Source organism: Hydrogeniiclostridium mannosilyticum, from assembly GCF_003268275.1.
Taxonomy (GTDB): domain Bacteria; phylum Bacillota; class Clostridia; order Oscillospirales; family Acutalibacteraceae; genus Hydrogeniiclostridium; species Hydrogeniiclostridium mannosilyticum.
The window spans coordinates 926,178-950,985 of sequence record NZ_QLYR01000001.1 but is presented as its reverse complement, the minus strand read 5'-3'; the positions used below and the strand labels follow the sequence as shown (position 1 = coordinate 950,985).

22 protein-coding genes are annotated in these 24,808 nt (G+C 59.2%); 14 read left to right on the top strand and 8 right to left on the bottom strand.

All coding sequences use genetic code 11. From position 1 onward, the window contains the following. Nucleotides 1-114 precede the first annotated feature (114 nt). The 10 genes from DPQ25_RS04445 (at nt 115) to DPQ25_RS04400 (ending at nt 11,496) form a co-directional block, all read left to right on the top strand. Complete coding sequence (locus DPQ25_RS04445) at nt 115-840, top strand: hypothetical protein (RefSeq protein WP_146740526.1); 726 nt, start codon at nt 115-117, stop codon at nt 838-840. A 293-nt stretch (nt 841-1,133) separates the two neighbouring features. Beyond that, complete coding sequence (locus DPQ25_RS04440; protein WP_112331930.1) at nt 1,134-1,904, top strand: helix-turn-helix transcriptional regulator; 771 nt, start codon at nt 1,134-1,136, stop codon at nt 1,902-1,904. Nucleotides 1,905-2,123: 219 nt separating this feature from the next. Beyond that, on the top strand, nt 2,124-3,401 hold the full coding sequence (locus DPQ25_RS04435) for a dihydroorotase (RefSeq protein ID WP_177576830.1): 1,278 nt from the start codon (nt 2,124-2,126) through the stop codon (nt 3,399-3,401). Between the two features lie 112 nt (nt 3,402-3,513). Continuing rightward, nucleotides 3,514-4,449: an orotidine-5'-phosphate decarboxylase gene (pyrF, locus tag DPQ25_RS04430; RefSeq protein WP_112331929.1), complete on the top strand. Its 936-nt coding sequence runs from the start codon at nt 3,514-3,516 to the stop codon at nt 4,447-4,449. 235 nt (nt 4,450-4,684) lie between these two features. Continuing rightward, nucleotides 4,685-5,230: an iron-sulfur cluster-binding protein gene (locus DPQ25_RS04425; protein ID WP_242978217.1), complete on the top strand. Its 546-nt coding sequence runs from the start codon at nt 4,685-4,687 to the stop codon at nt 5,228-5,230. After that, nucleotides 5,223-6,134 (top strand): dihydroorotate dehydrogenase, encoded by a 912-nt coding sequence (locus DPQ25_RS04420; RefSeq protein ID WP_112331928.1) that lies wholly within the window; start codon nt 5,223-5,225, stop codon nt 6,132-6,134. Before DPQ25_RS04425 ends, DPQ25_RS04420 begins: the two co-directional genes overlap by 8 nt. Nucleotides 6,135-6,386: 252 nt before the next feature. After that, on the top strand, nt 6,387-8,195 hold the full coding sequence (gene lepA, locus DPQ25_RS04415; RefSeq protein WP_112331927.1) for a translation elongation factor 4: 1,809 nt from the start codon (nt 6,387-6,389) through the stop codon (nt 8,193-8,195). Between the two features lie 21 nt (nt 8,196-8,216). After that, complete coding sequence (locus DPQ25_RS04410) at nt 8,217-8,876, top strand: HAD family hydrolase (protein WP_112331926.1); 660 nt, start codon at nt 8,217-8,219, stop codon at nt 8,874-8,876. Further along, on the top strand, nt 8,873-10,039 hold the full coding sequence (gene hemW / locus DPQ25_RS04405) for a radical SAM family heme chaperone HemW (RefSeq protein ID WP_242978216.1): 1,167 nt from the start codon (nt 8,873-8,875) through the stop codon (nt 10,037-10,039). Before DPQ25_RS04410 ends, hemW begins: the two co-directional genes overlap by 4 nt. A 383-nt stretch (nt 10,040-10,422) precedes the next feature. Beyond that, nucleotides 10,423-11,496: a radical SAM protein gene (locus tag DPQ25_RS04400; protein ID WP_112331925.1), complete on the top strand. Its 1,074-nt coding sequence runs from the start codon at nt 10,423-10,425 to the stop codon at nt 11,494-11,496. A gap of 334 nt (nt 11,497-11,830) precedes the next feature. Here the strand turns inward: DPQ25_RS04400 and fba are convergent, their stop codons facing one another. The 4 genes from fba to DPQ25_RS04375 form a co-directional block, all read right to left on the bottom strand. After that, complete coding sequence (fba, locus tag DPQ25_RS04395) at nt 11,831-12,769, bottom strand: class II fructose-1,6-bisphosphate aldolase (protein ID WP_112331924.1); 939 nt, start codon at nt 12,767-12,769, stop codon at nt 11,831-11,833. Nucleotides 12,770-13,033: 264 nt separating this feature from the next. Next, the gene (locus DPQ25_RS04385) at nt 13,034-13,870 is read right to left on the bottom strand and encodes a DNA-3-methyladenine glycosylase family protein (RefSeq protein WP_112331922.1); all 837 of its coding nucleotides are present in this window, start codon (nt 13,868-13,870) and stop codon (nt 13,034-13,036) included. Continuing rightward, nucleotides 13,867-14,577, bottom strand: coding sequence for a DUF6062 family protein (locus tag DPQ25_RS04380; RefSeq protein WP_112331921.1), 711 nt, complete (start codon nt 14,575-14,577; stop codon nt 13,867-13,869). Before DPQ25_RS04380 ends, DPQ25_RS04385 begins: the two co-directional genes overlap by 4 nt. Before the next feature lie 307 nt (nt 14,578-14,884). Beyond that, nucleotides 14,885-16,498, bottom strand: coding sequence for a hypothetical protein (locus DPQ25_RS04375; protein WP_112331920.1), 1,614 nt, complete (start codon nt 16,496-16,498; stop codon nt 14,885-14,887). Between the two features lie 351 nt (nt 16,499-16,849). On the opposite strand from DPQ25_RS04375, the gene DPQ25_RS04370 reads away from it, so the two are divergent. Beyond that, a complete protein-coding gene (locus DPQ25_RS04370) occupies nt 16,850-17,677 on the top strand; it encodes a tRNA 2-thiocytidine biosynthesis TtcA family protein (protein ID WP_112331919.1) in 828 nt (275 codons plus the stop codon). A gap of 235 nt (nt 17,678-17,912) precedes the next feature. Here DPQ25_RS04370 and DPQ25_RS04365 read toward each other — a convergent pair whose 3' ends face one another. The 3 genes from DPQ25_RS04365 to DPQ25_RS04355 all read right to left on the bottom strand — a co-directional run bounded on the left by DPQ25_RS04365 (nt 17,913) and on the right by DPQ25_RS04355 (nt 20,249). Beyond that, complete coding sequence (locus DPQ25_RS04365) at nt 17,913-18,428, bottom strand: GNAT family N-acetyltransferase (protein WP_146740525.1); 516 nt, start codon at nt 18,426-18,428, stop codon at nt 17,913-17,915. 16 nt (nt 18,429-18,444) lie between these two features. Next, nucleotides 18,445-19,236, bottom strand: coding sequence for a putative ABC transporter permease (locus tag DPQ25_RS04360; RefSeq protein WP_112331917.1), 792 nt, complete (start codon nt 19,234-19,236; stop codon nt 18,445-18,447). 182 nt (nt 19,237-19,418) lie between these two features. Beyond that, the gene (locus tag DPQ25_RS04355; protein ID WP_112331916.1) at nt 19,419-20,249 is read right to left on the bottom strand and encodes an AraC family transcriptional regulator; all 831 of its coding nucleotides are present in this window, start codon (nt 20,247-20,249) and stop codon (nt 19,419-19,421) included. A gap of 255 nt (nt 20,250-20,504) precedes the next feature. Here DPQ25_RS04355 and DPQ25_RS04350 point away from each other — a divergent pair, with 255 nt between their 5' ends. From DPQ25_RS04350 to DPQ25_RS04340, 3 genes are read left to right on the top strand one after another with little or no spacing between them, the layout of a single operon-like run. After that, nucleotides 20,505-21,350, top strand: a complete 846-nt coding sequence (locus DPQ25_RS04350; RefSeq protein ID WP_112331915.1) for a sugar phosphate isomerase/epimerase family protein — start codon at nt 20,505-20,507, stop codon at nt 21,348-21,350. A 38-nt stretch (nt 21,351-21,388) separates the two neighbouring features. Further along, on the top strand, nt 21,389-22,471 hold the full coding sequence (locus DPQ25_RS04345) for a Gfo/Idh/MocA family protein (RefSeq protein ID WP_112331914.1): 1,083 nt from the start codon (nt 21,389-21,391) through the stop codon (nt 22,469-22,471). Beyond that, nucleotides 22,468-23,340 (top strand): sugar phosphate isomerase/epimerase family protein, encoded by an 873-nt coding sequence (locus DPQ25_RS04340; protein ID WP_112331913.1) that lies wholly within the window; start codon nt 22,468-22,470, stop codon nt 23,338-23,340. Before DPQ25_RS04345 ends, DPQ25_RS04340 begins: the two co-directional genes overlap by 4 nt. Nucleotides 23,341-23,681: 341 nt before the next feature. Here DPQ25_RS04340 and DPQ25_RS04335 read toward each other — a convergent pair whose 3' ends face one another. Beyond that, nucleotides 23,682-24,668: a diaminopimelate dehydrogenase gene (locus DPQ25_RS04335; protein WP_112331912.1), complete on the bottom strand. Its 987-nt coding sequence runs from the start codon at nt 24,666-24,668 to the stop codon at nt 23,682-23,684. Nucleotides 24,669-24,808 lie beyond the last annotated feature (140 nt).

The window sequence follows — 24,808 nt, the reverse complement described above, 5'->3', positions numbered from 1 at the left end:
AGCGGTATTTCGGCTGGGGGATTTCCCATGCCGGAGCCTTTTCACAAAAACAAGATGTGGCAGCGGGCCGGAGGCAGAGGCAATACGGGCCCGGCTGACAACGAGGAGAGAACGATGAAGCAACATAAGAAGCTATTGGCCCTGCTGGCCTTTACCATATGCCTTGCTTTTGGGGCCGCCGCCCTATATACGCCGGATGTTTACGCCGTGCCGGCAGAGCCGGAAACCCGGGACGAGGCCTCAAAGGAGCCGTCCGCTTCGGCGGACAGCTCAAGCTCCATTCCCGCCCAGACGTCGGAAGATGTGTCGACCCAGGCCCCGAAGCCGGAACCCAAACCGGAATCCAATCCGAAGCCGGCCTCCGAGGCTCAAACGCAGGCGCCTCCCAAGGAGGAGACGCAAACGCCCGCACAAACCACGGTTCAGAATAAGCCCGGCGCTGTAAGCTCGGCGCCGCGGGCCAGTGCGATCAATGCGGCCAGTGCGGCTGGTACAAGCTCCTTTGCGCGCAGCGAGGACCCCTCAGCGCTTTCCTCCCTTCAGTCGGAAGCGCCGTCAGAGGCTTCCAGCGGCATCCGGCTGCCCAGCGTTGCCGAGGTGAGCGGCGCTGGGGTTCTGTCCGCTCCCGTTTCGGACGATGATAACGATCAAATCAATTGGCTGGGGATCATCTCCTGGGTATGTATTGGCATCGGCATATTAATTGTTGTGGTGGTTATTTTGAGCAACCGGCGTCCGCCGAGGAGCGGCTATGGGCGTACGCGCTACAAGCGCCAGAAATCCCGCCGCAGGGGCAGGAAGGCGCGCCTGCTCAACGATAAATACTATCGCAGATTATAAGCGCGGTAAAAAATTTGTGTATGAAGGCGCGCCGGGGAGGCTGAAGACTCCCGGCGTGCTTTTTGCTGCCCGATTGCCTGAGCATCCGGGAAGGCGCCGCTTTGCCCGCCTGCACAGGCGCTGTGGGAGCACTGCGAGCTTACGAAAAAGAACCGCAGGCGTCCGGATTTTTAAATAGTCGTTTAGAGGCGGGTATAGCTGCTGACGGCCTCCGGCGCATCGCGGCAGCGCCGGAATAGTTCTTGCAAAATCCCTTGGTTTTTGTATACTGAAAAGCGAGGGGAGATGCTTTAATGAATGATTTTTTAAAGGCAGAGCCGGTTCCAGCTTATCTGGCCGCTTCCTTCCGTACGTTTTCGCCGGGGGAGTTTCATGTAACACGCAACGCGCCATACAGCGTGCTGCTGCTTTTAATGAAGGGAACCCTGCGCTTTGAGGAAGACGGAATCTCGGTTGAGGTCAAAGCCGGAGAATATTATATTCAGCGGGCAGGGTTGACACAGCACGCACGGCAACCGAGCGACATGCCTCATTATTTTTATATCCATTTCTCCGGCGCCTACGGTACGGCGGCAGATGGCAGTATACCGCTGCGGGGCGGCTGGAATCCAAAGCCGCTGGAAACAGTTTTGCAGGAGCTTGACCGTTTGGAACGGCTGAGCTTGGGGCGGGTCTTCGGCAAGCAAGCACTGTTTTTTGAGGTGTTGGACCAACTGTCCCGGGGCCTGAAAAACGAGTCGGGTAATGAAGACCTGGTACGGCGCACAGAGGCCTACCTCTCGGCCCATTTTCAGGAGCCGGTGAAGATGGAGAACCTGGAGGAGGCGCTGAACTATTCCAGGGATTACCTCACCCGCAGCTTTCAACGCGACAGGGGTATGACGCCGCACCGCTACCTGACGATGCTGCGCATCGGCCATGCGAAGTGGATGCTGGCGAATACCGCGTGCTCCGTGCGGGAAATCGCAGAGGCTTGCGGCTACGCCGACCTCTCCGTTTTCAACCGTGCCTTTCGTGCCCTAACGGGGCGTACGCCTACCCAGTGGCAGAAGGAAAACCGCTGACGGCCTCCCCGGCGGATATGCGCCGGCATGTTCTGCTTGGGACTTCATGCAGCCCGCCGCGCGCTTTTGTGCCCGGGTGGGATTTTCCCTTAAAAAGTGCCGGTGAAATTTGAGATTCCGCGCGTTTTATGCTACAATAGTAAAAGCCCATAGAATGGATTTTATAAAGATAGAAAGAACCATTTAGGAGATAGAAACTTCTTGAGGAAAGGCGAAATCATGAGTAAATTATTGATAAAGGGCGCGAAGGTCATCGATCCGGGCCAAAAGATCGAAGGCGCGCTGCTGGATGTTTTAATTGAGAACGGAAAAATTGCCGCGCTGAAGCGGGACCTTCCCACGGGGGATGCGGAGGTGGTCGACGGGCGCGGCTGTGTGGCGGCCCCGGGCCTGGTGGACATGCATGTGCATCTGCGCGACCCCGGCTTTACGGAAAAGGAGGATATCCTGACCGGTTGCGAGGCCGCGGCGGCAGGCGGGGTGACCAGCCTGCTTTGCATGCCGAATACCCGGCCCGCAATCGACTCGCCGGAGACGGTGCGTTATGTTCTGGAGAAGTCGGCTGACGCCAAGGCGCGGGTTTACGTGGCGGCGGCGATCACCCGGGGGCTGAACGGTGAGGCGCTGTGCGGCATGGAGCAGCTGGCGGAAGCAGGCGCCTCCGCGTTCAGCGACGATGGGCGGCCTGTGGCGGACAGCCGCCTGATGGCGGAGGCCATGCAGCGGGCGGCGGCGCTGGGCAGGCCGGTGGTGTCGCACTGCGAGGACCTGTTCCTTTCCGCGGGCGGCCTGATGAATGAAGGCGCGGTCAGCCGTAAGCTGGGGGTGCCCGGCGTGCCGGCCGCCGCAGAAAACTGCGCAACAGCACGGGAGATTGCGCTGGCGGAGTCCTACGGCGTCCCCATCCATATCTGCCATGTCAGCACTGCGGTCAGCGCGGCGATGATACGCGATGCCCAGCGCCGCGGTGTGCGGGTAACGGGCGAGACCGCCCCGCATTATTTTGCCCTGACGGAGGAGGCGCTTTTGGATCGGGATGCCGATAAGCGCATGAGCCCGCCGCTGCGCACGGAGGAGGACCGCCTGGCGATCTGTGAGGCGCTGCGGGACGGTACGCTGGCGGTCATTGCCACGGACCATGCGCCGCACACGCCGCAGGAAAAGGCGGATTTTGAAAAGGCGCCTAACGGCAGCATAGGCATGGAAACCTCCCTGGCGGCGGGAATTACGGAGCTGGTCGGGCCGGGCATCCTCACCCTGTACCAGCTGCTTGAGCGCATGAGCACCGCCCCGGCCCGCCTGCTGGGCCTACCGGCGGGCAGCCTGGAGCCCGGCGCTCCGGCGGACCTGGTGCTTTTCAACCACCGCGAGTCCTGGACGGTGGACCCCAAGGCTCTGCATGGCAAGAGTGAAAACGCGGTTTTTAAGGGGCGGACGCTGTTAGGCCGTGTCCGGCTGACCGTCTGCCGCGGCGCGGTAGTCTACCGCGCCCTGTGACCTGAAACGGCGCGGCATGCGGGTTGCGCGGGCCCCAGTGGATCGGAGCGCCGCCTGCTGCCGCTTTCATTATTCTTTATCCCATCAATTCATCGAACAGAGGAGGATCACGATGTCGTTTGACCGTTTGATCGAGAAAATCATTGAAAAGCAGAACCCAAGCGTTGCCGGGCTGGACCCGAAGCTTTCCTATATTCCTTCCTTCATTCGGGAGGAGGCGTACCGCCGGTGCGGCAAAACGCCGGAGGGAGCGGCGGAGGCAATTCTGGCCTATAATAAGGGCCTGATCGACGCGCTGAGCCCCATTGTGCCGGCGGTCAAGCCCCAGTGCGCCTATTATGAGGCTTATGGCTGGCAGGGGATGCGCGCCCTGCAGGAGACCATTGCCTATGCGCGGGAAAAGGGCCTTTTTGTGATTACGGACGGAAAGCGCAATGATATTGGTACGACGATGGAGGCCTATTCCGCCGCACATCTTGGCCGCGCTGAGGTTGAGGAAGAGGCCTTCCCGGCCTTTGACGGGGATGCCCTGACGGTTAACGGCTACCTGGGGTCGGATGGCATCCGGCCCCTGCTGAAGGACTGTGAGGCCTACGGCAAAGGGATTTTCGTCCTGGTAAAAACCTCCAATCCCTCTTCGGGCGAGCTGCAGAACCTCCAGTTTGAGGGCGGCGAAACCCTCTATGCCACCATGGGACGGCTCTGTGAGCAGTGGGGCGAGACGCTGCCGGGCCGGTACGGCTATTCCGGTGTGGGCGCCGTGGTTGGGGCAACCTACCCCGAGCAGCTGCTTGAGCTGCGGCACAGCCTTTCCCGCACCTTCTTCCTGGTGCCGGGCTATGGGGCCCAGGGCGGCGGCGCGCGTGACGTGCTGCCCGGCTTTGACGCCAAGGGGTTGGGCGCCGTCATCAATGCTTCCCGCTCCATCCTCTGCGCCTGGCAGAAGACGGGGGCAAAGGAAGAGGACTATGCTCTGGCGGCGGCGCAGGAGGCCCGCCGTATGCGGGACGAGCTCGTCGCGGGCCTGGGCGGCAGGATCGGAGCGTGAGCCCGGTGAAGAAATACGATGTACGCCTCTGCCGGATTGAGCGGGCGGAGCAAATCGCCCCCGGCATTTACGATGTGACGGTGGAGGCGGGGGAGCTTGCAAAGGCGGCCCGCCCCGGACAGTTTGCCCATATTTATGTGCCGGGTAAAACCCTGCGCCGGCCCATTTCCATTTGTGAAACCGGCAGTGGTACCCTGCGCTTTGTTTTTCAGGCCAAGGGGGAGGGGACGCGGATTTGGCCGCAAGCCGGCCGGGCGAATCCTGGGATATCCTTGCGCCGCTCGGCAACGGCTTTGCGCTGGGCGACACCGGACGGAACGTCTGTTTTGTCGGCGGCGGGATCGGTGTGCCGCCGCTGCTGGAGGCCGCCAAGCCCTTTGGGGAGCGGGCGGTCGTGGTGACGGGCTTCCGCTCCAGGGATGCGGTGATTTTACAGGAGGATTTTAAACGCAGCGGCAACCGGACCGTTCTCTGCACGGACGACGGATCGGCGGGCTTTCACGGCCTGGTCACGGACTGCCTGCCCCAGCGCTGCGAGGAAATTTTTGCCTGCGGCCCTACCCCGATGCTGAAGGCTGTCGCCCGCGCGGCAGCGGCTCGCGGGATTCCCTGCCAGCTCTCGCTGGAGGAGCGCATGGCCTGCGGCGTGGGCGCGTGCCTGGGCTGTGCCGTCCGGTTGAAGGACGGCGGCGGCTGGCGTTTCGGGCATGTTTGCAAGGATGGGCCCGTCTTCGACAGCCGGACGGTGGATTTTGAGGAAGGAGGGGTGCGGCATGGCTGACCTGTCGGTCAATATCGCCGGGGTAGCGCTGAAAAACCCGTTGATTGCCGCCTCAGGCGCCTTTGGCTTTGGCGAGGAATACAGCGCGTTTTATCCCATCTCCGTGCTTGGCGGCGTTTCCAGCAAGGGGCTTACGCTGGCCCCGCGGCCGGGCAACCCGCCGCCGCGCATTGCGGAGACGCCCAGCGGCATGCTCAACGCGGTGGGACTGCAAAACCCGGGCCTGGATTGCTTTTTGGAGCAGCACCTGCCCTGGCTGCGGGCGCAGGACACGGCGGTGATTGCCAACATTGCGGGCAATACCCCGGAGGATTACTGCGCAATGGCAGAGCGCCTCTCCGACTCGGATGTGGATATGATTGAGATGAATATCTCCTGCCCCAACGTCAAGCAGGGCGGCGTACAGTTCGGCACCAGCTGTGAAAATGCAGCGGGTATTACCGCGAAGGTGCGCAGGGTCTGTAAAAAACCGCTGATGGTTAAGCTCTCGCCGAATGTCGCCGATATTGGGGAGATTGCGGCGGCGGTGGAGGCTGCCGGCGCGGATGCGATTTCCCTCATCAATACCCTCACGGGCATGCGCATTGATATCCGCACCCGGCGGCCCATCATCCGAAACAACACCGGCGGCCTTTCGGGCCCGGCGGTGTTCCCGGTTGCAGTGCGCATGGTGTGGCAGGCATATAGCCGGGTGAAGATCCCGGTCGTTGGCCTGGGCGGAATCACAACCTGGGAGGATGCGGTGGAGATGCTGCTGGCGGGTGCATCCGCGCTGCAGATTGGCACCGCCCTGTTTACCGACCCGTACACGCCGCAGAAGATTCTGGCGGGCCTGGAGCACTACCTCAGCGAAAACGGCATCGCCTCCATCACGGAGCTCACGGGGAAGGTGCAGCCTTGGTAGAGGCAGAACGCTTTTATTAATCCGTGGCTGCTGACGGGCCACAGCCCTTATAATTCGACGGCGGTCCCAGTGTCTAACACATGGAGCTGCGGCCGGTTTGCAATTTTCGGCGCGCCGCCGTTTGACGTGAGCGGGCAAGCTCCGGGTAACGCGGCTATTCGCCCGTCATTTATCTTTTGAATAGATATATTCATAAAAATTACCTAATTGCAGGAATAACAACCGGTTAATGGCCGGAATAGGGAGTTGCCTATGGTGATATCAAAAGAAAATATACGCAATTTCAGCATCATTGCCCACATCGACCACGGAAAAAGCACATTGGCGGACCGCATTCTGGAGCAGACGGACAGCGTGGCGCTGCGCGACATGGAAGATCAGCTGCTGGATAATATGGACCTGGAGCGCGAGCGCGGCATCACCATTAAAGCGCACGCAGTAACGCTGCTGTACCATGCAAAGGATGGGCAGGACTATGTTTTCAACCTCATTGACACGCCGGGCCATGTGGATTTTAACTATGAGGTTTCCCGCAGCCTGGCGGCCTGCGAGGGCGCTGTGCTGGTGGTGGATGCTTCGCAGGGGATTGAGGCGCAGACGCTGGCAAACACGTACTTGGCAGTAGATGCCGGCTTGGAAATTGTGCCCGTTATCAATAAAATCGATCTACCCAGCGCCGACCCGGACCGGGTACGCCGGGAAATTGAGGATGTCATCGGGATTCCGGCAGACGATGCTCCGGCGATTTCCGCCAAGACCGGGCAGAATGTGGACCAGGTGCTGGAACAAATCGTCAAGCTGGTACCGCCGCCGGGCGGCAATGGGGACGCGCCGCTCAAGGCGCTTATTTTCGACTCCTATTACGATGCCTACAGGGGCGTTATCGCACATGTGCGGGTGGCGGATGGGCGGGTCCATCCGGGCGATACCATCCGTATGATGAGTGTGGGCAGCGAGTTTACCGTGGTGGAGTGCGGCTATATGCGCGCCACTTCGTTTGAGCCCGCGCCGGAGCTCTCCGCCGGAGAGGTCGGCTACATTACCGCCTCGATCAAGGCGGTGCGCGAGGCGCGTGTGGGCGACACCATCACCCTGGCGGATAACCCCGCGCGCGAGCCGCTGCCGGGCTACCGCGCGGTACAGCCGATGGTATTCTGCGGCATTTATCCGGCAGACGGCGCAAAATACCCCGACCTGCGCGATGCACTGGAGAAGCTGCAGCTCAACGATGCGGCGCTTTCCTTTGAGCCGGAGACCTCCATCGCCCTGGGCTTTGGTTTCCGCTGCGGCTTTCTGGGCCTTCTGCATATGGAGGTGGTTCAGGAGCGGCTGGAACGCGAATATAACCTGGATATTATTACCACCGCGCCCAGCGTGGTGTATCATATAACCAAGACCAGCGGGGAAACGATCTCCATCGACAACCCCACCAATTACCCCGACCCCTCGCTGATTGCCAGGGCCGAGGAGCCTATGACAACGGCGCATATCTACACGCCGTCCGACTATGTGGGCAGCATTATGGACCTTTGCCAGGAGCGGCGCGGTGTGTTCAAGGATATGAAATATATCGACACAGACCGGGTGGACATCCATTATGAGCTGCCGCTCAACGAGATTATTTACGACTTTTTCGATGCGCTCAAGTCGCGGACCCGCGGTTATGCAAGCTTTGACTATGAGCTGGACGGCTACCGGGAGAGTAGGCTTGTCAAGCTGGACATCATGCTCAACGGCGACGTTGTGGATGCGCTGTCCTTTATCCTTCATGAGGATAAGGCCTATCCGCGCGCGCGGAAAATGGCGGAAAAGCTGAAGGAGAAAATTCCGCGCCAGCTTTTTGAGGTGCCGATTCAAGCCTGTGTGGGCGGCAAGATCATTGCCCGGGAGACGGTGAAGGCGCTGCGCAAGGATGTGCTTGCCAAGTGCTACGGCGGCGATATTACCCGCAAGAAGAAGCTGCTGGAAAAGCAGAAGGAGGGCAAGAAGCGTATGCGCCAGCTGGGCAGTGTGGAGGTCCCCCAGGAGGCCTTTATGTCCGTGCTGAAGCTGGATGAATGACGGCCGTTACCGGAGGATGCCATGAAAACAATTATATGGGATTGGAACGGGACCCTGCTGGACGATGCCGGGATTGCCGTACAGGCGGACAATACCCTGCTGGCGCGCCATGGCCTGCCGCCGGTCAGCCTGGCCTGGTACCGGGACCATGTGGAGGTGCCCGTTGAACGCTACTATGCTAAGCTATTTAACCTGGACCAGGCGCCGTTTGAGCAGCTGGCGCAGCAGTTTATGGAGGAATATCACCGTCTGGCGCCCACAGCGCGGCTTGCCGGCGGCGCGCGGGAAGCGCTTGAGGCCCTGCAGCGGGAGAACTGGCGCCAGGTGATCATCTCCTCCTTTGAAGGCCGGGCCCTGCGGGAATATGCGGAACGCTTTGGCGTATCCGGCTGCTTTGCGCACATCAGCGGCGAGGATGGGATTTTCTCGCGCGGCAAGGTGGAACGGGCGGTGGAGCTGCTGGCGGGGGAACCCGGCCCCTATACGGTTGTCGGGGATATGACGCATGACTATGACATGGCCCGGGCATTGGGCGCGGATTGTATTTTGGTTGCCGCCGGGCATCAGAGCAGGCCGGTGCTGGAACGGTGTGGGGTCCCGGTGCTGGAAAGCCTTTGGGAGCTGCCCGCGTTGCTGCACAGCGGCGGGGATCCGGCAAAAGGCCGGGAGGCGGCGCAGTGAGCGGCGCAGTGAGCGGCCTGCCTGTGCCGTCCCAGGAGGCGCGGGTGTGTGGCCAGCCGGGTGCAGGGCTTTATATCCATGTGCCGTTTTGTGAAAAAAAGTGCCCATACTGCGACTTTTATTCACTTGGCTTTTCAGAGGAACAGATTAATGTTTATACTAAATGTATAATAGATAAGATTTATAACGATTATTCTATCCGGGAACCGGGAAGTGTTTACTTCGGCGGCGGTACCCCAAGCCTGCTGGGTGCGGAAAACCTGGCGCGCATTCTGAAGGCGGTCCGAACCTGCTGGGGGCTTTCATGTGCGGCAGAGGTCACGGTGGAGGTCAATCCCGGCAGGGAATGGGCCTCCTTTTTTGAAATTTTATCGCAGCATGGGGTCAACCGGGTGTCCATTGGGCTTCAATCTGCCCATACGGTGGAGCTGGAGCGCTTGGGCCGCCGCCATTCCGTACGCCAGGTAGCCGAAACCGTGCGGGCCGCCCGGCGGGCGGGCATCGGGAACCTGTCCCTGGACTTAATGCTCGGCATACCGGAGCAGACCGGCACGAGCCTGCGGGAATCCATTGCCTTCTGCGCGGGCCTGGACGTACAGCATGTGTCGGCTTACCTACTGAAGATCGAACCGGGCACGGTGTTTGACCGGCAGCGGAAAACCCTTTTATTGCCCGATGAGGAAACGGTGTGCACCCTGTACGAGACGGCCTGCGAGGAGCTGGAGCGCCGTGGCTACCGGCAATATGAGATCTCTAATTTTGCGCATCCGGGCTTTGAAAGCCGCCATAACCTCAAATACTGGCGCTGTGAGGAATACCTGGGCCTGGGGCCTTCAGCACATTCCTTCCTGAACGGGCGGCGGTTTTACTTTCCGCGCAGCCTGAAGGGCTTTCTTTCGGGCGGGATGCCGGTAGACGACGGCCCGGGCGGGGATGCGGAGGAGTATGTGCTGCTGGCCCTGCGCCTGGCGGAGGGATTGCAGGCCGCGGATTTCCGGGCGCGCTATGGCGGCCCCTTGCCGGCGGGGCTGGTGCGCAAAGCCGCCGTATTGGCGAGAGCTGGGTTCTGCACGGTAGACGAAACCGGTGTCCGTTTGACACGGAAGGGCTTTTTGCTTTCCAACGAGGTTATTGCCGGGCTGCTGTGCGCCGCCGGATTTTGAGGCGTGGGCTTTGGCTTGACACCCGCCGGCCAGCAAGCTATAATAGGCCTTAACAGGAGGGCTGCCGGGTGTTGATATCCCATGTATATATAATGAATCGATCCATCAGCTCCGTTCAAATGGATAACGGCGAGACGTTGTGCGGAGCTTAATCCGGAGGAAACCTCTGGGAGTCGCCGGTAAAGGCCGTTCGTCGCGCAGCTTTTGCTGGGCGTTGTTTGTTGTTGCCTTTTGCCGGTGATCTCAAATAGAAGCTGGGCCGCGGACGTTTTGTCCGCGGCCTTTTCGTTTGTCCGGGAGCTCCGGCTTATAAGCGGCAGGCCTGTTTCAGCAGAGAAACGAGATGCCCGCCGCTTTTTTTATAATGAACGGAGGAAAGCAAAGTGGAAAATAAAAATCAATCCTGCCTCGGCATAATGGTGGATCTCGCTGGCTGCCCCAACCGCTGCCGGCACTGCTGGCTTGGGGAACACCGTAACGGCTGTATGGGCGCACAGGAGTTTATTAAAATCGCTATACAATTTAAAAGAGCATGTGAAGCAGTGGAAAACGGCTGCCGGGAGCTGAGCTTTTTCTCTTGGTGGCGGGAGCCTGATTTTCACAGGGACTACCGCGAGCTCTGGCGGCTGGAGCAGGAACTGTCTTCCCCCGGGCGCGCACAGCGGTTTGAGCTGCTGTCAACCTGGCGTCTTGCTCGCGACGAGCGCTATGCCCCATGGGCGGCGGCTCTTCCAACCCAAGCCTGCCAGGTTACCTTTTTCGGCATGGAGCAAAGCACCGATTGGGGGATGCGCAGGCGAGGGGCCTTTCGGGACCAGCTGACTGCCACGGAGCGCTGCTTGGATGCCGGCATCGCCCCGAGGTGGCAGCTCTTTTTAACCAAGCGCTGCCTGGCGGAGCTGGACGATTTTCTCCGCCTGATGGACCGCCTCAGGCTGCCGCAGCGCTGCGAGGCAATTGGGCGGCGGTTTGAATTTTTTATCGGCGGTATGACGCCTGAGGGCAGCGGCTACGAGCTGGAGCCGCTGCGCATCGAGCGGCAGGATCTGAAGCGTGTTCCGCGTGAGCTTGTGGACCGCAGCCGGGATGGGCTCAGGCTGCTCGGCCGTCCGGAACAGGAATGGATGGCCGAGCTGTCGCAGGAGGAGGCCCCACCGGGTATGCGCGCAGCCCTTCCATGCCTGGCGGTTGACGCGGACGGGGACGTTTACCCCAACCTGGCTGAGCCGGCCCCCTGGTGGCGGCTTGGCAACCTCTATACGGATGGGGCTGAAAAAATTTTACAGGTTTATCAGGCGGGCGTTACGCCGGGTATGCGGGCGAATGCCACCGTGCCCCGCAGTACGCTGGCCCGGCGCTACGGTGACGCCGGAAGCAGTAAATTATATGATAAAGACGACCTTATCTGCCGGTTTATGCACCAATGGGGCGCGCATGAAATGGCGGAAAAAACATGAGCATAATTCATACGCATCCTTATTACCCGGTGCGGTGGTACGGCGGCGCCCCTGTTCCTGCGCCCGCTCTCAGACGGGCGCTTGCCGGACTTCTATTAATGAAACACAGGCCTTGAGACCCTTTACCGGACAGAGGGCGGCATGGGTGAACGAGATTTGCCCGATAACCCGAAAGGGATCCATGCCGGGGTTATGGCGGCGCTGTTTGAAGGCAGAAGCAGCTTACCGGGGTCCTGCTGTAAACAGCCGGGATTATGGATTATGAAAAACGCCGCCCAACCGGACGGCGTTTAATCTTTACCTTTATTCAGAAAAGGCCTGTGTGGCGGGCCGGTCAGGCCTTACCCGCACAGCCGAGCACCACGTTGATTTTGTGTGCGACCATATCCTTGACAGCGGTTCTTGCCGCGCCCAGGTATTGGCGGGGATCAAAGTGATCCGGATGCTCAAACATATACTTGCGGATAACGCCGGTCATGGCCAGGCGGATGTCGGAGTCCACGTTGATTTTGCAGACCGCCATTTTAGCCGCCTCGCGCAGCATTTCCTCGGGAATACCGATGGCGTCGGGCATCTTGCCGCCATATTGGTTGACCATCTCGACAAATTCCGGCAGTACGGAGGAAGCGCCGTGCAGTACGATCGGGAAGCCCGGAAGCCGGCTGGCTACCTCCTGGAGAATATCCAGCCGCAGCTTCGGCTGCTGGCCCGGCTTAAATTTATAAGCGCCGTGGCTGGTGCCAATGGCAATGGCCAGGGAGTCCACGCCAGTGCGGGTGACAAAATCCTGCACCTCGCCGGGGTCGGTAAACTGTGCGTCGTCGTCGCCTACCTGGACGTCGTCCTCAATGCCCGCCAGCTTACCCAGCTCGGCTTCAACGGTGACATTGTACTTGTGCGCATATTCGACGACCCTGCGGGCCTCCTCCACATTTTCCCCATAGGGCTTGCTGGAGCCGTCGAACATTACGGAGGTAAAGCCGCCGTCGATGCAGGCCTTGCACAGCTCAAAGGATGGGCCGTGGTCCAGGTGCAGGGCCATGGGCACATCGGGATTTTCTTTAACAGCAGCCTCGACCAGCTTGACCAGGTAGGTGTGGTTGGCGTATTTGCGGGCGCCCGCGGAGACCTGTAAAATTACGGGGGCCTTCAGCTCAGAACAAGCTTCCGTGATTCCCTGGACAATCTCCATGTCGTTGACGTTGAAAGCGCCAACCGCGTAACCGCCCTCATAGGCCTTTTGCAGCATTTCCTTTGTATTGACGAGTGGCATTGATACATCACGCTCCTAAATAAAATCATCTATTAATATTTGCGAAAGGAATGGCAGAAATATGCTCCTCCGCCTGCCGGCGGCCCGCTGCCGCCGCGCTTTGCCAGGTGGGCTGAAGCGGCGCGGCGAACCCGTAAAAGCTTTTTTCCGCGGCGGGGCTGCTGCCCGCGGGCGGGCTCACAGCCCCGTTTATGTTTCTGCTTCTATTATACCCCATTTATTTCCGAAAAAAAAGCCTTGTTTGTTAATTCTTTTACAATCTTTTCAGGATACCCGTTCCCGGGCCTCGTCCTCGGTGAAGCATTCCGGATGGTTACGGCTGTAGTGAAAGAGGTATTGCTGCGCGATTCCGGCGTATGGGCCGAAGCAATCAGGGTTCTTGCCGGCAAACCACCGGGCCATGACCCGTTTCATCCATACGTCCATGGGAAATACCTCCAGCCGGTGCAGGCCGTACAGCAGGGCGCAGTCCGCTACCTTCACGCCCACGCCTACAATTTGCATCAGCTGCTCCCGGGCCTCTGTAAGCGGCATTGTCCGCAGCCGTTCAAGGTCCACCTGCCCGCTGGAAACCTTTTGTGCGGCATCGATGAGGTAGCGTGCCCGGAAACCGCACCGCAGGGGCGCCAGATCGCCCGGGGTGCAATTTGCCAGGCGTTCGGGCCGCGGGAAAGAAAAAAGCGCCCAATCACCGCTTTTTTCCAGCGGGCTGCCGAACGTACGGCACAGCCGCCGGACAATGCCCGTGATGCGGGGAATATTGTTGTTTTGTGAAATAATAAAGGAGCACAGCGCCTCCCAGGGGTCCTGGTTTAAAATGTGAATGCCCGGCGCAAAGGCGGCGGCCTCCTTCAAAATAGGGTCCATCGCCGAAAATTGGGCGCGCGCCTGCGCATAGGGGAAATCCCAATCAAAATAGCCGCGCCAAAACGGGTCTGCTAGGGCACGGGGTAAATCCCGGGAAGGGTCGCAGAGGAATAAGGCCCGATCCCCGGAAGCGCCGGCATATCCTCCGCCGGGCAGCCGGTCCCAGCTGAAGCACTGGCCGCAGAACAGGGTGGCATCCAGGTCGAAAATATCGCCGTTGTCTTTGGCACTCATTCTTTTTTTGGCTCCTTTTCTTCCTTGAGGTAAAGGCGGCCGGTCAAGTAGGAGATCGCCCGCTCGATGGAATCCTTGGAGTTGCCCCAATCGCCGCCGTTATTGCGGTAGTCGAACATCCGGCAGAAATGGGTAACGTCCTTCTGTACCGCCTGCAGGTAAGCCTGGGAAAGGCGCCGGGTCTCTTGTGCGAAGGCGGGGGCCGTCCGTTTGGGCATGCGATCGGCCTCCTGGAGAAGCCGCCTGAAATGCGGTAGGCAGATGAACTCCTGGCCTGCGTAGAGCGCGCGGAAATCCTCGTCCTCCTGCCACATCTTGACGGCGATGTCCATCAGATGGCGGCGGTTCTTTTCCATATTTTCGCAGATGAAGCAGGTTTCAGCGGCAGCGCCGCCCTCTTCACCGCGCCGCCGCCGCGGCAGCCGGGGCATTTTAGCGGGAAATTCCCGCTCCTCCAGCTCGTGCAGATGGCTTTCGAGAATCAGGGCGATGGAAAGGCGGTTGCCAACCTCGCAAATTTTGTCGAAGTGATGCGCGCAAAAGCCCAAACGGTTGGTTTCGATTCGCACGTCGGGCTCCATCATGGCCGCTCCGGTGATATATTCCGCCAGCCGGCTTTCCAGCATGGCGTCCATCCGGCAGAACGGGCAGCCCTTTTTGGGGCCGAATAATTCACCAATGGGAATGCTGCAAATGTCTTCTCTCATGCTTAAACCTCCAGACCTCTCTATTTTGGGGCATTCCGGCGGGCAGGGGAGCGGCTGCCTGGAACGCCTTGAATTTTACATCTGCCAATATGGAATATGCCGCCAACCGGTGATGCCGGGAAAGCGGTAAAAAGAAATGGCAACAAACCTTTCGTTTGTTGCCATTATACCATAAGTCCGGTTCATCAGGCAAATCAATTCATCAAGAGAATGAATGTGAAGAAATGCCTGGAGCCATGCCCACAAAGGGCTCTTCTATGCTGTAACCCCAGCCCGCACAACGGCGGCAGGGCCGACGGGCCTCTTCTTACAGGAAGTTGGCGCGGGCGAACGCGGCGGGGTCCCGGCGAAATTCCTGAAGCTTTGTGTAGGCAGTCTCGCCGTCCCCGTTTTCCGTCTGGTTTTTCATATCGGCTGTCAGCAGGGCATCCATACGGTCCAGGAGCTGCTGCGGGATCTCCCTGCCGCACTCGAGCTTTTTGCGGATATCATAGGCGGCCAGGGTTTCGCCGGCATGGTATTCGAGGTCGTGCATGACGGAGAGAAAGCGCTTTGCGTCCGCGATGATGAGCGGGATGGCCCCGGCAGAACATTTTTGAGCGGCAGCCTCGAAGCAGACGGCTGCCTTTTCCAGGTAACGGGCGGCGTGCTTGATTCGCAGATAAATATCTTCAATGAGCCACAGATGGAGCTCGGGCTCGTCTGTCGTCATGGCAAAGACGGAGCGGCGGGTTGAACGCCAGCTCGGGGAAGGCGCTACCTCGCCGGAGAACCAGAAGCGGTTATAGCCGTGCCAGGCAGTGTGCTGTGTGACAATGGCGCGCATTTTCCAGGAAAGATCCCAGGGGAATACATCCATAGAAAGGGCGTAGGCCTCAAAGCCGTCAAGCATTTCGGCTTCGGCGCCCTCATAGGGGGCCGCTACCTTTTGCAGGGCCTCCTCCAGCGTAATATCGGGCTGGTTAAAGAAGACGCCCGCCATGCGCAGGTTGGGGTCGTCGGTATCCGGCAGCGTGCCGAAATATTCCTTAACGCCGCAAACGCCCACGCGCTGCATCTCCTTCAGCTCATGATAGACAACGGCGGGCGCCGCAACGTGGCACAGAGGCGAGACCTCCTCATTGCCGCCGGTCATAAAGATTTCGCCGATCACCGGAATATCGCGCTCCCTGCAAAGCAGCAGCATGTTGCGGAACCAGCGGTCAACCGGGTTGGTCATCTGGACCTCTGCAATATTACAGTGCAGCATAAAGCCGAAGTTCTCGCGCGGGAGCTGATCCAGCATGTCGTAGATCTGCCCGGCGGAAATCTCCCACGGTTCCCACCAGAGGGTGCTTCCCGGGCGCTGCTCCTTCCAGCAACGGCTCAGGCGCTGCAGGAAGGGGGGCAGGCGGTGGCTCAACGGCACGCCCTGGGCCAGCTCGTCATTGCCGAACTCGTCGCCCACCCAGGCCTCCTGGTCAAAGGTATACATTAAAATATCGTCTACCTCGGGGATTTTTACCGCAAGCTGGCGCAGCAGGTCTTCATACTTCTGAATAACCTCTTCGCGCTGTACGGAATACAGGCAGGTCTGGCGGTCCAGCTCAGCCGGGTCGGCCAGGGTGCGGTAGAGAATATCCATCCGCGGCGCTCCGAAGTGGAACAGGGTGCGGAACCCATATTTCTTCGCCTGACGGGCGCGGTAGGCAATGGCCTCGAAGCGCTCCTGCACCCGCTTGCTGGGCTCTTCTCCCGTCGGGGCCAGAATATCCTCCAGGTTGAGGGGCTCGTCCGCGGGACGGGCGCCCCAGGCGATGTTGAGCTGGACGGTATTAAAGCCCAGGTCGCGCAGTGCGCTCAGCTGGCTGTCGTCATAGCGCATGTCCGGAAAATCGGGCGTACCCACCAGCGCAATCCTGTATTGAAATTCCTGAGTCATAGTAACTCCTCCTTATAGGGCCTCAATGATTGTCGGGCCTGTTTCAAAGGTCATTGTACTGTATTTTTTCGGTTTTCACAAGCCCTAATTTTATTTTTTTAACGGGCTGGAAAAACATTTTTCAGCGCATGAAGAGAGAAACGCGCCGGCCACCCCGCGCCGGTAACCGGCAAGGGCGCGCACAGGGTGCAGGGCGCGGTTATTGAAGCGCGAAAAAAAGCGCTTGCATTCTGCTTAAAGATTAGAAAGCGGCTGTCGCCGTTTTCTTTTTGTGGTATAATGGTGAAAACGAAATCCTTTGCAGGCCGAACCCGTCCGGGCGCGGGGCCTCGGGATTGGAGGAGCTTGAATATGGAAAAGCGCCAGCAGGTGGAACGCAGCATCATTAAAAAGTATAAGAAGCCGATTTGGAACCGTTTTATCGGCGGTATCAAGGATTACCGCCTGATTGCGCCGGGCGACCGCATCGCGGTCTGTATCTCCGGCGGTAAGGATTCCATGCTGCTGGCCAAGTGCATGCAGCATCTCCAGCTTTATACGGAAATTCCCTTTGAGGTGGAATATTTGGTGATGGACCCCGGCTACCGCCCGGAAAACCGCCGCCTGCTGCTGGATAACGCCGCGCTGCTGGGCCTGCCCGTAAAGGTGTTTGACACCAGGCTCTTTGAGGTAGTGGACAGGGACCGCTCCGCCACCTCTCCGTGCTACCTGTGCGCCCGCATGCGGCGCGGCTGCCTTTACAGCCGGGCGCAGGAGCTGGGCTGCAATAAAATCGCGCTTGGGCATCATTTTGACGATGTAATTGAGACGGTGCTAATGAGCATGCTCTATGGCGCTGAAGTGCGCACCATGATGCCCAAGCTGCACAGCGCCCATTTTCCGGGGATGGAGCTCATCCGTCCGTTGTATCTGGTGCGTGAGGCGGATATCCTATCCTGGCAGCGCTACAATGGACTGGCCTTTCTGCAATGCGCCTGCCGGATGACGGAGCGGGCTGCTGAGGATCGGTCCGAGTCCAAACGTGCGGAAATAAAACGCCTTATTTCCGATTTGCGTAAAATAAACCCCCAGATAGATAAAAATATTTTTAAGAGCGTGGAAAATGTAAATTTGGAAACTTTGATTAGTTACCGCAAGGGGGCGGCGGTGCACTCCTTTTTGGAGGATTATGACGGCTGAGGCTGCGCCCGCTCCGGAAAGAACCCGGGGATGAGCCGAAGGGCGGCAATAAACAGGGAGGAACCGGCTACCGGTTCCCCCCTGTTTATATCATACAGCACGGCGGGCTCTGTTTTTCTCCAGAGCTGAAAGGGGAGGCTGAGAGGCCGCCGGGCAATCAGCCGGGGCGATCTAGTAAGGCCTTCCCTCGCGGATAGGCGGCAGAAACCGAAAACGCAATGGAAAGCACGCTCCTTCACAGAAGCCGGGCGCGCTTATAAAGAATATGACGGTCCAGGCCGCCGTACTTTTTTCTGGTAGCCGCGACCCGGTAGCCGCAGGCCGTAAAATTTTGCAGGCTGTAGCGGTTTTGAGGGTGGACCGTGGCCAGCCAATGGCAGCGGGAAGAACCCGACAAGGCCTGTTCTGCCGCGGCCAGCAGCCGGATATGCAGCCGATTGCCGCGAGCCTCCGGCAGAACGGCAACCGTGTCCATATAGGCGCAGCGGGGCAGCTCGGCCTCCGGCAGCCCGGCATCCCGCCCCAAGTGACCCGGTTCGTCTCCGGGATATTTGACCACCAGAAAACCGGAAGGCCCGGTAAGGCCCTCCGCCAGCAAAATAAAGCCCTTTCCCGCGAGGCAGTCCTGAAGAAAATCACGGCCGCTGGCGACAAACCAGGCCGGGTCGGGCACGGACCGGCAGGCGCACTCCATGATCCACAGAATGCTGTCCAAATCCTCCGGCGCGGCAAAGCGTATTGAAAAATTCATGTTCAAGCCGCACACCTCAGCGCTCCGGTACAGAGCCCGGCGCATGAGGGGAGCCGGAGACGGGCGGCAGCGAGGCCAGATCCTCATCCTGTGGCTTCAGCGGGCCGTCCTCGCCGACAAACATCATGTTGGGGTAAATTTTCTTGAGAAAATCGTCTGTATAATGCCGGTCCAGAAACTGCCGTACAGGGTCGCCGGCAGGCACCCCCTCGCGGCGCTCGGTCTGGCGGGCAACCGCCATGCCGGAGAGGAGGATGTCTACAATCATGAATGCCACCAGCACGCGGCTGAGCGGAAGCCCCCATGTGCTGGGGATCTTTTCAATGACCCGGGAGAGGAAGGGGTAGAGGATTTTTACCCAGACCACGGAAAGCACGCCCCAGCAAAAGGCGTACCAGATGCTGGTGCGCCCGTTGATGTTCAGCGCCTCATTGCTGTATTCCCAAGAGATGGTGCCGAACAGCTTTTCCTGCGCCCAGCTGAAAATATATTCCACCGAGCTGCCCAAAAGGGTGCCGACCAGGAAGATCACCCCGATGCTCTTATCCTTTGCCCAGCTGAGGCCAACGGTCAGCGCCACGGCGCCCGCGCCGTAGACCGGACTGAAAGGGCCGTAGATCAGGCCTGCACGGCTTTCGATTTTATGCTCCTGCACCAGGCAGGTGAGTACTTCGATGATAACGCCGGCAATGCACCCGATAAAAAACACCCAGAAAAGCTTATAAAATCCAAGGCCTGCCGCAAAGGATTCCTGTGCGGGGTCCTTTTTTTCCTCAACCCCTTCAACAGGAGGTGCGGCGGCTGTCATTCTCTTCAAGAAACCTTCTCCCTTCAATACAGGAGAAGCCCCCTCTGCCGCTTCTCCCTGTTTTGAACCGGCCGCCTTGCTTCTGGGCGGCCGCTTATTGTTTTAATCATAATAAGTTAGTATACCATCTTCCGGCTGAAAAAGCCACTAAAAACAAAAAAACGACAGAATGCCCCGGCGCGCTACCCTTGCTTCCTCATAGTCTCAGAGGGCAGCTCGCCAATCTGCTGCTTGTAGATGCGCGTAAAATAGGAGTCATTGTGAAAGCCGCAGCGCTCCGCGCTTTCGCGTACATTGCATCTGCCGGAAGCAAGCAGCAGCTGCGCGTTTTCACAGCGCAGAAAATTCAGGTAGTCCACCACGGTCTTGCCGGTTGCCTCGTGAAAAACGCGGCAGAAATAAAACTTGCTGAAGCCCACCTCGCGGCAGATGTCGTCGATGGTCAGAGGCTGCTGGTAGGATCGGCGTAAAAAAGAGATGGCGCCGCGCACCATACGGGAACGGTTCGTCTGCTCCCGGTTGGGGAAAAGCCCCGGAGCCCGGTCCATATAATTGCGGTAGAGCTCCGCCAGCAGGGCCAGCACACCGGCCAGCACCGCGGCCTTATAGTGCGGCTGCTTTTGCGCCATCTCGCTGGCTATGGCCCCGTAAAGGCCGCGCAGGCGTCCGCTGTCTGCGGAGGTTTTCAGGCGGGCCTCCCCAACCGGAATGCCGAAGCGCTCGCAGAAGGCCTTGTCAACAATCAGGCAGTAATAGCAGCATGCCGCGCTCAGTGCGAAGATGCGGTGCAGGCGGTTGGAGTCTATCATGACCAGTTCGCCGGGGCCGGCCTCCACCCGCACGCTGTCAATGACCACTGCGCCGCGCCCGTCTACAAACCACAGCAGCTCAATATTTTCATGCCAATGGGCCAACACGCCGCTTTCTTCGTAATTCAGGGTTTCTTGGTGAAAGATAATAGGAAAATCCGGGTCGCGGATCTGGTGGTATTCATAGGAGGATTGCGCAGGCATGTTTTCATCTCCCTCAGGAAAAAGCAAGATCGTGTTATTACTGGGCAATATCTTTTCTTTCCAATCAATTGCCCTTATTATATAATGAAACCAATCTGAAAGCAATATCCGGGCCAGCACTGTAAGAAAGCCGATACAAACCGGTCATAATTTGCCAGGGCTGCCCGCGTTTTGTTTCCCCCTACCATTAGTAGTGTGCCAAAGCTGAAAACAGAACGAAATTTTTATGGATTCTGTCTGGAAAGGATGATTTTCATGTATGCATTTTCAATCGGGGTTCTGCTCGACTCATTCCGCACCGGCTGGCGGGAAGCCCTGCCCAAGGCCGCCGCACTGGGGGTAAAGGGCATACAGGCCTACGCAACCTATGGAGAGCTGGCCCCGGAGGCGCTCTCCGGGGAGGCCAGGCGGGAGTTCCTCGGCGCCGTCAAAGCGGAGGGCCTGCGGATTTCCGCGTTGTGCGGCGACCTGGGGCACGGCTTTGGGGACGCGGAAAAGAACCCGGAGCTGATAGAACGCTCCAAGCGGATTCTCGACCTGGCGAAGGATCTGGAGACGGACGTGATTACCACGCACATCGGCGTGGTCCCGGCCTCCGCGGATCACCCGCGCTACCAGGTCATGCAGGAGGCCTGTTTTCAGCTCAGCCGCTATGCGGACGAGATGGAGGCGCATTTTGCTATCGAGACGGGCCCGGAGACCGCTCAAACGCTGAAGGGCTTTTTAGACTCCCTGGGCTCGAAGGGTGTGGCCGTCAATTTTGACCCCGCCAACTTTGTCATGGTCACGGGGGATGACCCGGTTCAGGGCGTCTACACCCTGAAGGATTATATTGTCCACACCCATGCCAAGGATGGGCGCCGCCTGCGTGTGCGCGAGCCGGAGGCCATTTATGGGCTTATTGAGGACACAATCCAGGAGGGGCGCGACTTTGAAGAGCTCCCCCTGGGTGAGGGGGACGTGGATTTTCCGGGCTGGCTGAAGGCGCTCGACGATATTGGCTACCGGGGATTTTTAACCATTGAGCGCGAGGTTGGCGACAATCCCGAGGCCGACATCCGCCGTGCGGTGGATTTTCTGCGCCGGAATACCGGCGCTTGACCGCCCGTTTTAAGCAAATAGTTGGAGGAGCATTTTTTATGGAGAAGATAAAGGTAGGCGTTATCGGCGCCGGGAGTATATCTCAGGAGCATATCCGTTCTTATTTAAATAACCCGGGCGTGGAGCTGTACGCCCTTTGCGACATCAATGAAAAGACCCTGAAAAACGCCGGGGAGAAATACGGCGTTACACGCCTGTTTACCGATAAGGACAAGATGCTTGCCGCCCTGCCGGAGCTGGATGCCGTCAGTGTCTGCACCTGGAATTCCGCGCACGCCCCCTGTGCCATTGCCGCGCTGAACGCGGGCTGCCATGTTCTGTGTGAAAAGCCGATGGCTACCAGTGCCGCTGAGGCGCGGCGGATGGTGGAGGCCGCCGAGAAAAACAACCGGCTGCTGATGATCGGCTTTGTCCGGCGCTATGGCAACGATTGCGCGATTTTGAAGGACTTTATCAGCGCCGGTTATTTTGGCGACCTCTACTATGCCAAGGCCACCTATCTGCGCCGCAACGGCAACCCCGGCGGCTGGTTCGGCGACAAGTCCCGTTCCGCGGGCGGGCCGCTGATTGACCTGGGGGTTCACGTCATCGACCTGGTGCGCTACCTAATGGGCAACCCGCTGCCGGTTTCCGTTTATGGCGCGGCCTTTCAGAAGCTCGGCAACCGCAAGAATATCAAGCAGGGAACGGGCGGCTACTCCTCCGCGGAAAAGAGCGCGCATGATATTTGCGATGTGGAGGATCTTGCGACGGCAATGATCCGCTTTGACAACGGCGCAGTACTCTCGGTGGAGGCCAGCTTCAGCCTGAACATCAAGAAGGACGAGGGGGCCATTCAGCTCTTCGGCTCCAAGGCCGGCGCGAAGATCGACCCGGAACTGGAGCTCTATACGGAGGTCAACGGCTACCTGGCCGACGTTCAGCTTGCCCACCCGACCGCGCTTGATTTCAGCGGCCTTTTCCAGCGTGAAATCGACCACTATATTTCCTGCATCCGTGAGGGGATCAGCTGTATCTCCCCCGCCGGAGACGGCGTGACGCTGATGGAAATTCTCGACGCGGTCTATGAGTCCGCCGCTACCGGACATGAGGTGGTACTGAGAGGGGAGGAAAAGAAATGAAAACAGCCGTCAGCTCCTACAGCTTTTCCCGTCTTCTGCAGGCTGGCGCTATGACCCAGCTGGACTGTGTGCAGAAGGCCGCTGAAATGGGCTTTGATGCCATTGAGTTTGTCGATATTCTCCCGCATGACGGCTCCGCGCCCGAGGAATATGCCGGGAGGCTGGGCGAGGCATGCAAGCGGGCGGGCCTGGCGGTTTCCAACTATACGGTGGGCGCTGACTTTTTGACCGGCAGCGCCGGGGACCTTCAGGCGGAGGTCAAACGCGTCTGCGGCCAGGTAGATCTGGCGGCGTGCCTGGGCGCGGCCTCGATGCGCCACGACGCCACCGGCGGCTACCCGCCCGCCGGGCGGAGCTGGAGGGGCTTTGACCAGGCGCTGCCACGGCTTGCCGAGGGCTGCCGGGCCGTTGCCGCCTATGGCGAAAAGCTCGGCATCCGCACCATGGTGGAAAACCACGGCTATTTTTGCCAGGAGAGCCGCCGGGTGGAAAAGCTGGTCAATATGGTCGCCCATGAGAATTTTGGCCTTTTAAATGATATGGGCAATTTCCTTTGCGTGGACGAGAACCCCGCCGAGGCCGTTGGCCGGGTTGCTCCCTACGCCTTTTATGTGCACGCCAAGGATTTTATCCTGAAATCCGGCATGGAGCCGGACCCGGGTGAGGGCTTTTTCCGCACCCGCGGCGGCAACCGCCTGCGCGGGACCATTATCGGCCACGGCTGCGTACCGGTACGCCAGTGCCTGTCCATCCTCAAGCAAAATGGTTACGACGGCTATGTGTCCATTGAGTTCGAGGGCATGGAGGACCCGCTGCAGGCGCTGCCCATCGGGCTGGCAAACCTGCGGCGCTACCTGGAGGAGGCATAGGCGGAGGGCGAAGAAGCCTCGCGGTAGCCGGAATTTTATTTTTACGTCCGTTCGCCTTCGGCAAAAGCAGCAGAAGAAACGAAACGGGATGGAATAAAGGCAAGGCCCCGCTCATTATGAACCAGTCCAGTAAAAACGGACAATAGACAAAAGGCCCCCTGTGTAGGAAAATAGACTGCACAGGGGGTGCTTTATGAAGAAACAAAAATATCAGCACACACAACAAATGTTAGAGGCGATCCGGGAAATGCTGGGACAGGGGACGAGCCGGCGGGAAGAAATGGATCGGGCAGCAGATCAAAAAAGGAACCGGAGCTGCTCCGGTTCCTTAAAAGCGGGGGTTACAGCAGGTGCTTGCGCAGCTCCTCGCCGCTCTTGGCACTGAGGTAGGCGGGCGGAACGTCAAAGACAGTCTTGCAGCCCTTTTGCCCCTCTTGGTTCATGCGGTAGGCGGCGCGCGCATACGCGACGATGATGGAGGAGGTGAACTCCGGGTTGGAGTCGAGCTTCAGGCTGTATTCGATGATATGCGTGTTCTCGCTGTTCCAGCCGGTTTTGCCGCAGCGGATGACAAAGCCGCCGTGCGGGATGCCGCTGTGGTTCTTCTGCAATTCTTCCTCGCTGATGAAGTGAACGGTGGTGTCATAATCGGCGAAATAGTTCGGCATGGTCTTGATTTCACGCTCGATCCGGGCCGTGTCGGCGCCTGCCTCCGCAACGACAAAGCATTCGCGGGTGTGCTTCTGGCGCGTGCTAAGCTCCGGGTTCTTACCGCTGCGCACGGCCTGCAGGGCGCTTTCCACCGGAATGGTGTACTGGCGGGCATCCCGGACGCCTTCAATGCGGCGAATGGCGTCGGAGTGCCCCTGGCTGACGCCTTTTCCCCAGAAGGTGTAGTCGGCGCCGTCCGGCAGCACGGCGTTGGCGTACATCCGGTTGAGAGAGAACATGCCGGGGTCCCAGCCCACGGAGATGATGCCCACCTTGCCGCTGGACTGGGCGGCATTGTCAACGCTGGCAAAATGTTCAGGGATACGTGCGTGCGTATCGAAGCTGTCGACCACATTGAACAGCTTGGCATATTTGGGGGTCTGCACCGGCAGATCGGTTGCGCTGCCGCCGCAGAGAATCAAAACGTCAATTTTGTCCGCCATTTGCTCGGCCTGTTCCACAGGGTAAACCGGGACGCCGGCTGTCAGGATTTTGACGTCCTGCGGGCTGCGCCGTGTAAAGACGGCGGTAAGCTCCATGTCCGGGTTTTGCTTCAGCGCGCATTCGACGCCGCGGCCCAGATTGCCGTAGCCAAGAATTCCAATACGAATACTCATAAGATATTCACTCCTTTGAATCTATTGAATTGTGCCAGTGAAAGCAGTTCTATTTTGCCGCCGTTGATACGGCGGGCCGGCAGCCGGCTTGTCTCCCTTCAACCAGGAGCCCGGCCGGAACCGTAAAAAATAAATTCAGT

Bases quoted from the DNA above. Each gene is read 5' to 3' on its own strand.
- DPQ25_RS04340 (WP_112331913.1), top strand. From the start codon at position 22,468: ATGAAAACAGCCGTCAGCTCCTACAGCTTTTCCCGTCTTCTGCAGGCT.
- DPQ25_RS04360 (WP_112331917.1), bottom strand. From the start codon at position 19,236: ATGACAGCCGCCGCACCTCCTGTTGAAGGGGTTGAGGAAAAAAAGGAC.
- DPQ25_RS04380 (WP_112331921.1), bottom strand. From the start codon at position 14,577: ATGAGAGAAGACATTTGCAGCATTCCCATTGGTGAATTATTCGGCCCC.
- DPQ25_RS04410 (WP_112331926.1), top strand. From the start codon at position 8,217: ATGAAAACAATTATATGGGATTGGAACGGGACCCTGCTGGACGATGCC.
- DPQ25_RS04355 (WP_112331916.1), bottom strand. From the start codon at position 20,249: ATGCCTGCGCAATCCTCCTATGAATACCACCAGATCCGCGACCCGGAT.
- DPQ25_RS04350 (WP_112331915.1), top strand. From the start codon at position 20,505: ATGTATGCATTTTCAATCGGGGTTCTGCTCGACTCATTCCGCACCGGC.
- lepA (WP_112331927.1), top strand. From the start codon at position 6,387: ATGGTGATATCAAAAGAAAATATACGCAATTTCAGCATCATTGCCCAC.
- DPQ25_RS04435 (WP_177576830.1), top strand. From the start codon at position 2,124: ATGAGTAAATTATTGATAAAGGGCGCGAAGGTCATCGATCCGGGCCAA.
- DPQ25_RS04375 (WP_112331920.1), bottom strand. From the start codon at position 16,498: ATGACTCAGGAATTTCAATACAGGATTGCGCTGGTGGGTACGCCCGAT.
- DPQ25_RS04365 (WP_146740525.1), bottom strand. From the start codon at position 18,428: ATGAATTTTTCAATACGCTTTGCCGCGCCGGAGGATTTGGACAGCATT.
- DPQ25_RS04440 (WP_112331930.1), top strand. From the start codon at position 1,134: ATGAATGATTTTTTAAAGGCAGAGCCGGTTCCAGCTTATCTGGCCGCT.
- DPQ25_RS04385 (WP_112331922.1), bottom strand. From the start codon at position 13,870: ATGAGTGCCAAAGACAACGGCGATATTTTCGACCTGGATGCCACCCTG.
- pyrF (WP_112331929.1), top strand. From the start codon at position 3,514: ATGTCGTTTGACCGTTTGATCGAGAAAATCATTGAAAAGCAGAACCCA.
- fba (WP_112331924.1), bottom strand. From the start codon at position 12,769: ATGCCACTCGTCAATACAAAGGAAATGCTGCAAAAGGCCTATGAGGGC.
- DPQ25_RS04445 (WP_146740526.1), top strand. From the start codon at position 115: ATGAAGCAACATAAGAAGCTATTGGCCCTGCTGGCCTTTACCATATGC.
- DPQ25_RS04345 (WP_112331914.1), top strand. From the start codon at position 21,389: ATGGAGAAGATAAAGGTAGGCGTTATCGGCGCCGGGAGTATATCTCAG.
- DPQ25_RS04370 (WP_112331919.1), top strand. From the start codon at position 16,850: ATGGAAAAGCGCCAGCAGGTGGAACGCAGCATCATTAAAAAGTATAAG.
- DPQ25_RS04335 (WP_112331912.1), bottom strand. From the start codon at position 24,668: ATGAGTATTCGTATTGGAATTCTTGGCTACGGCAATCTGGGCCGCGGC.
- DPQ25_RS04420 (WP_112331928.1), top strand. From the start codon at position 5,223: ATGGCTGACCTGTCGGTCAATATCGCCGGGGTAGCGCTGAAAAACCCG.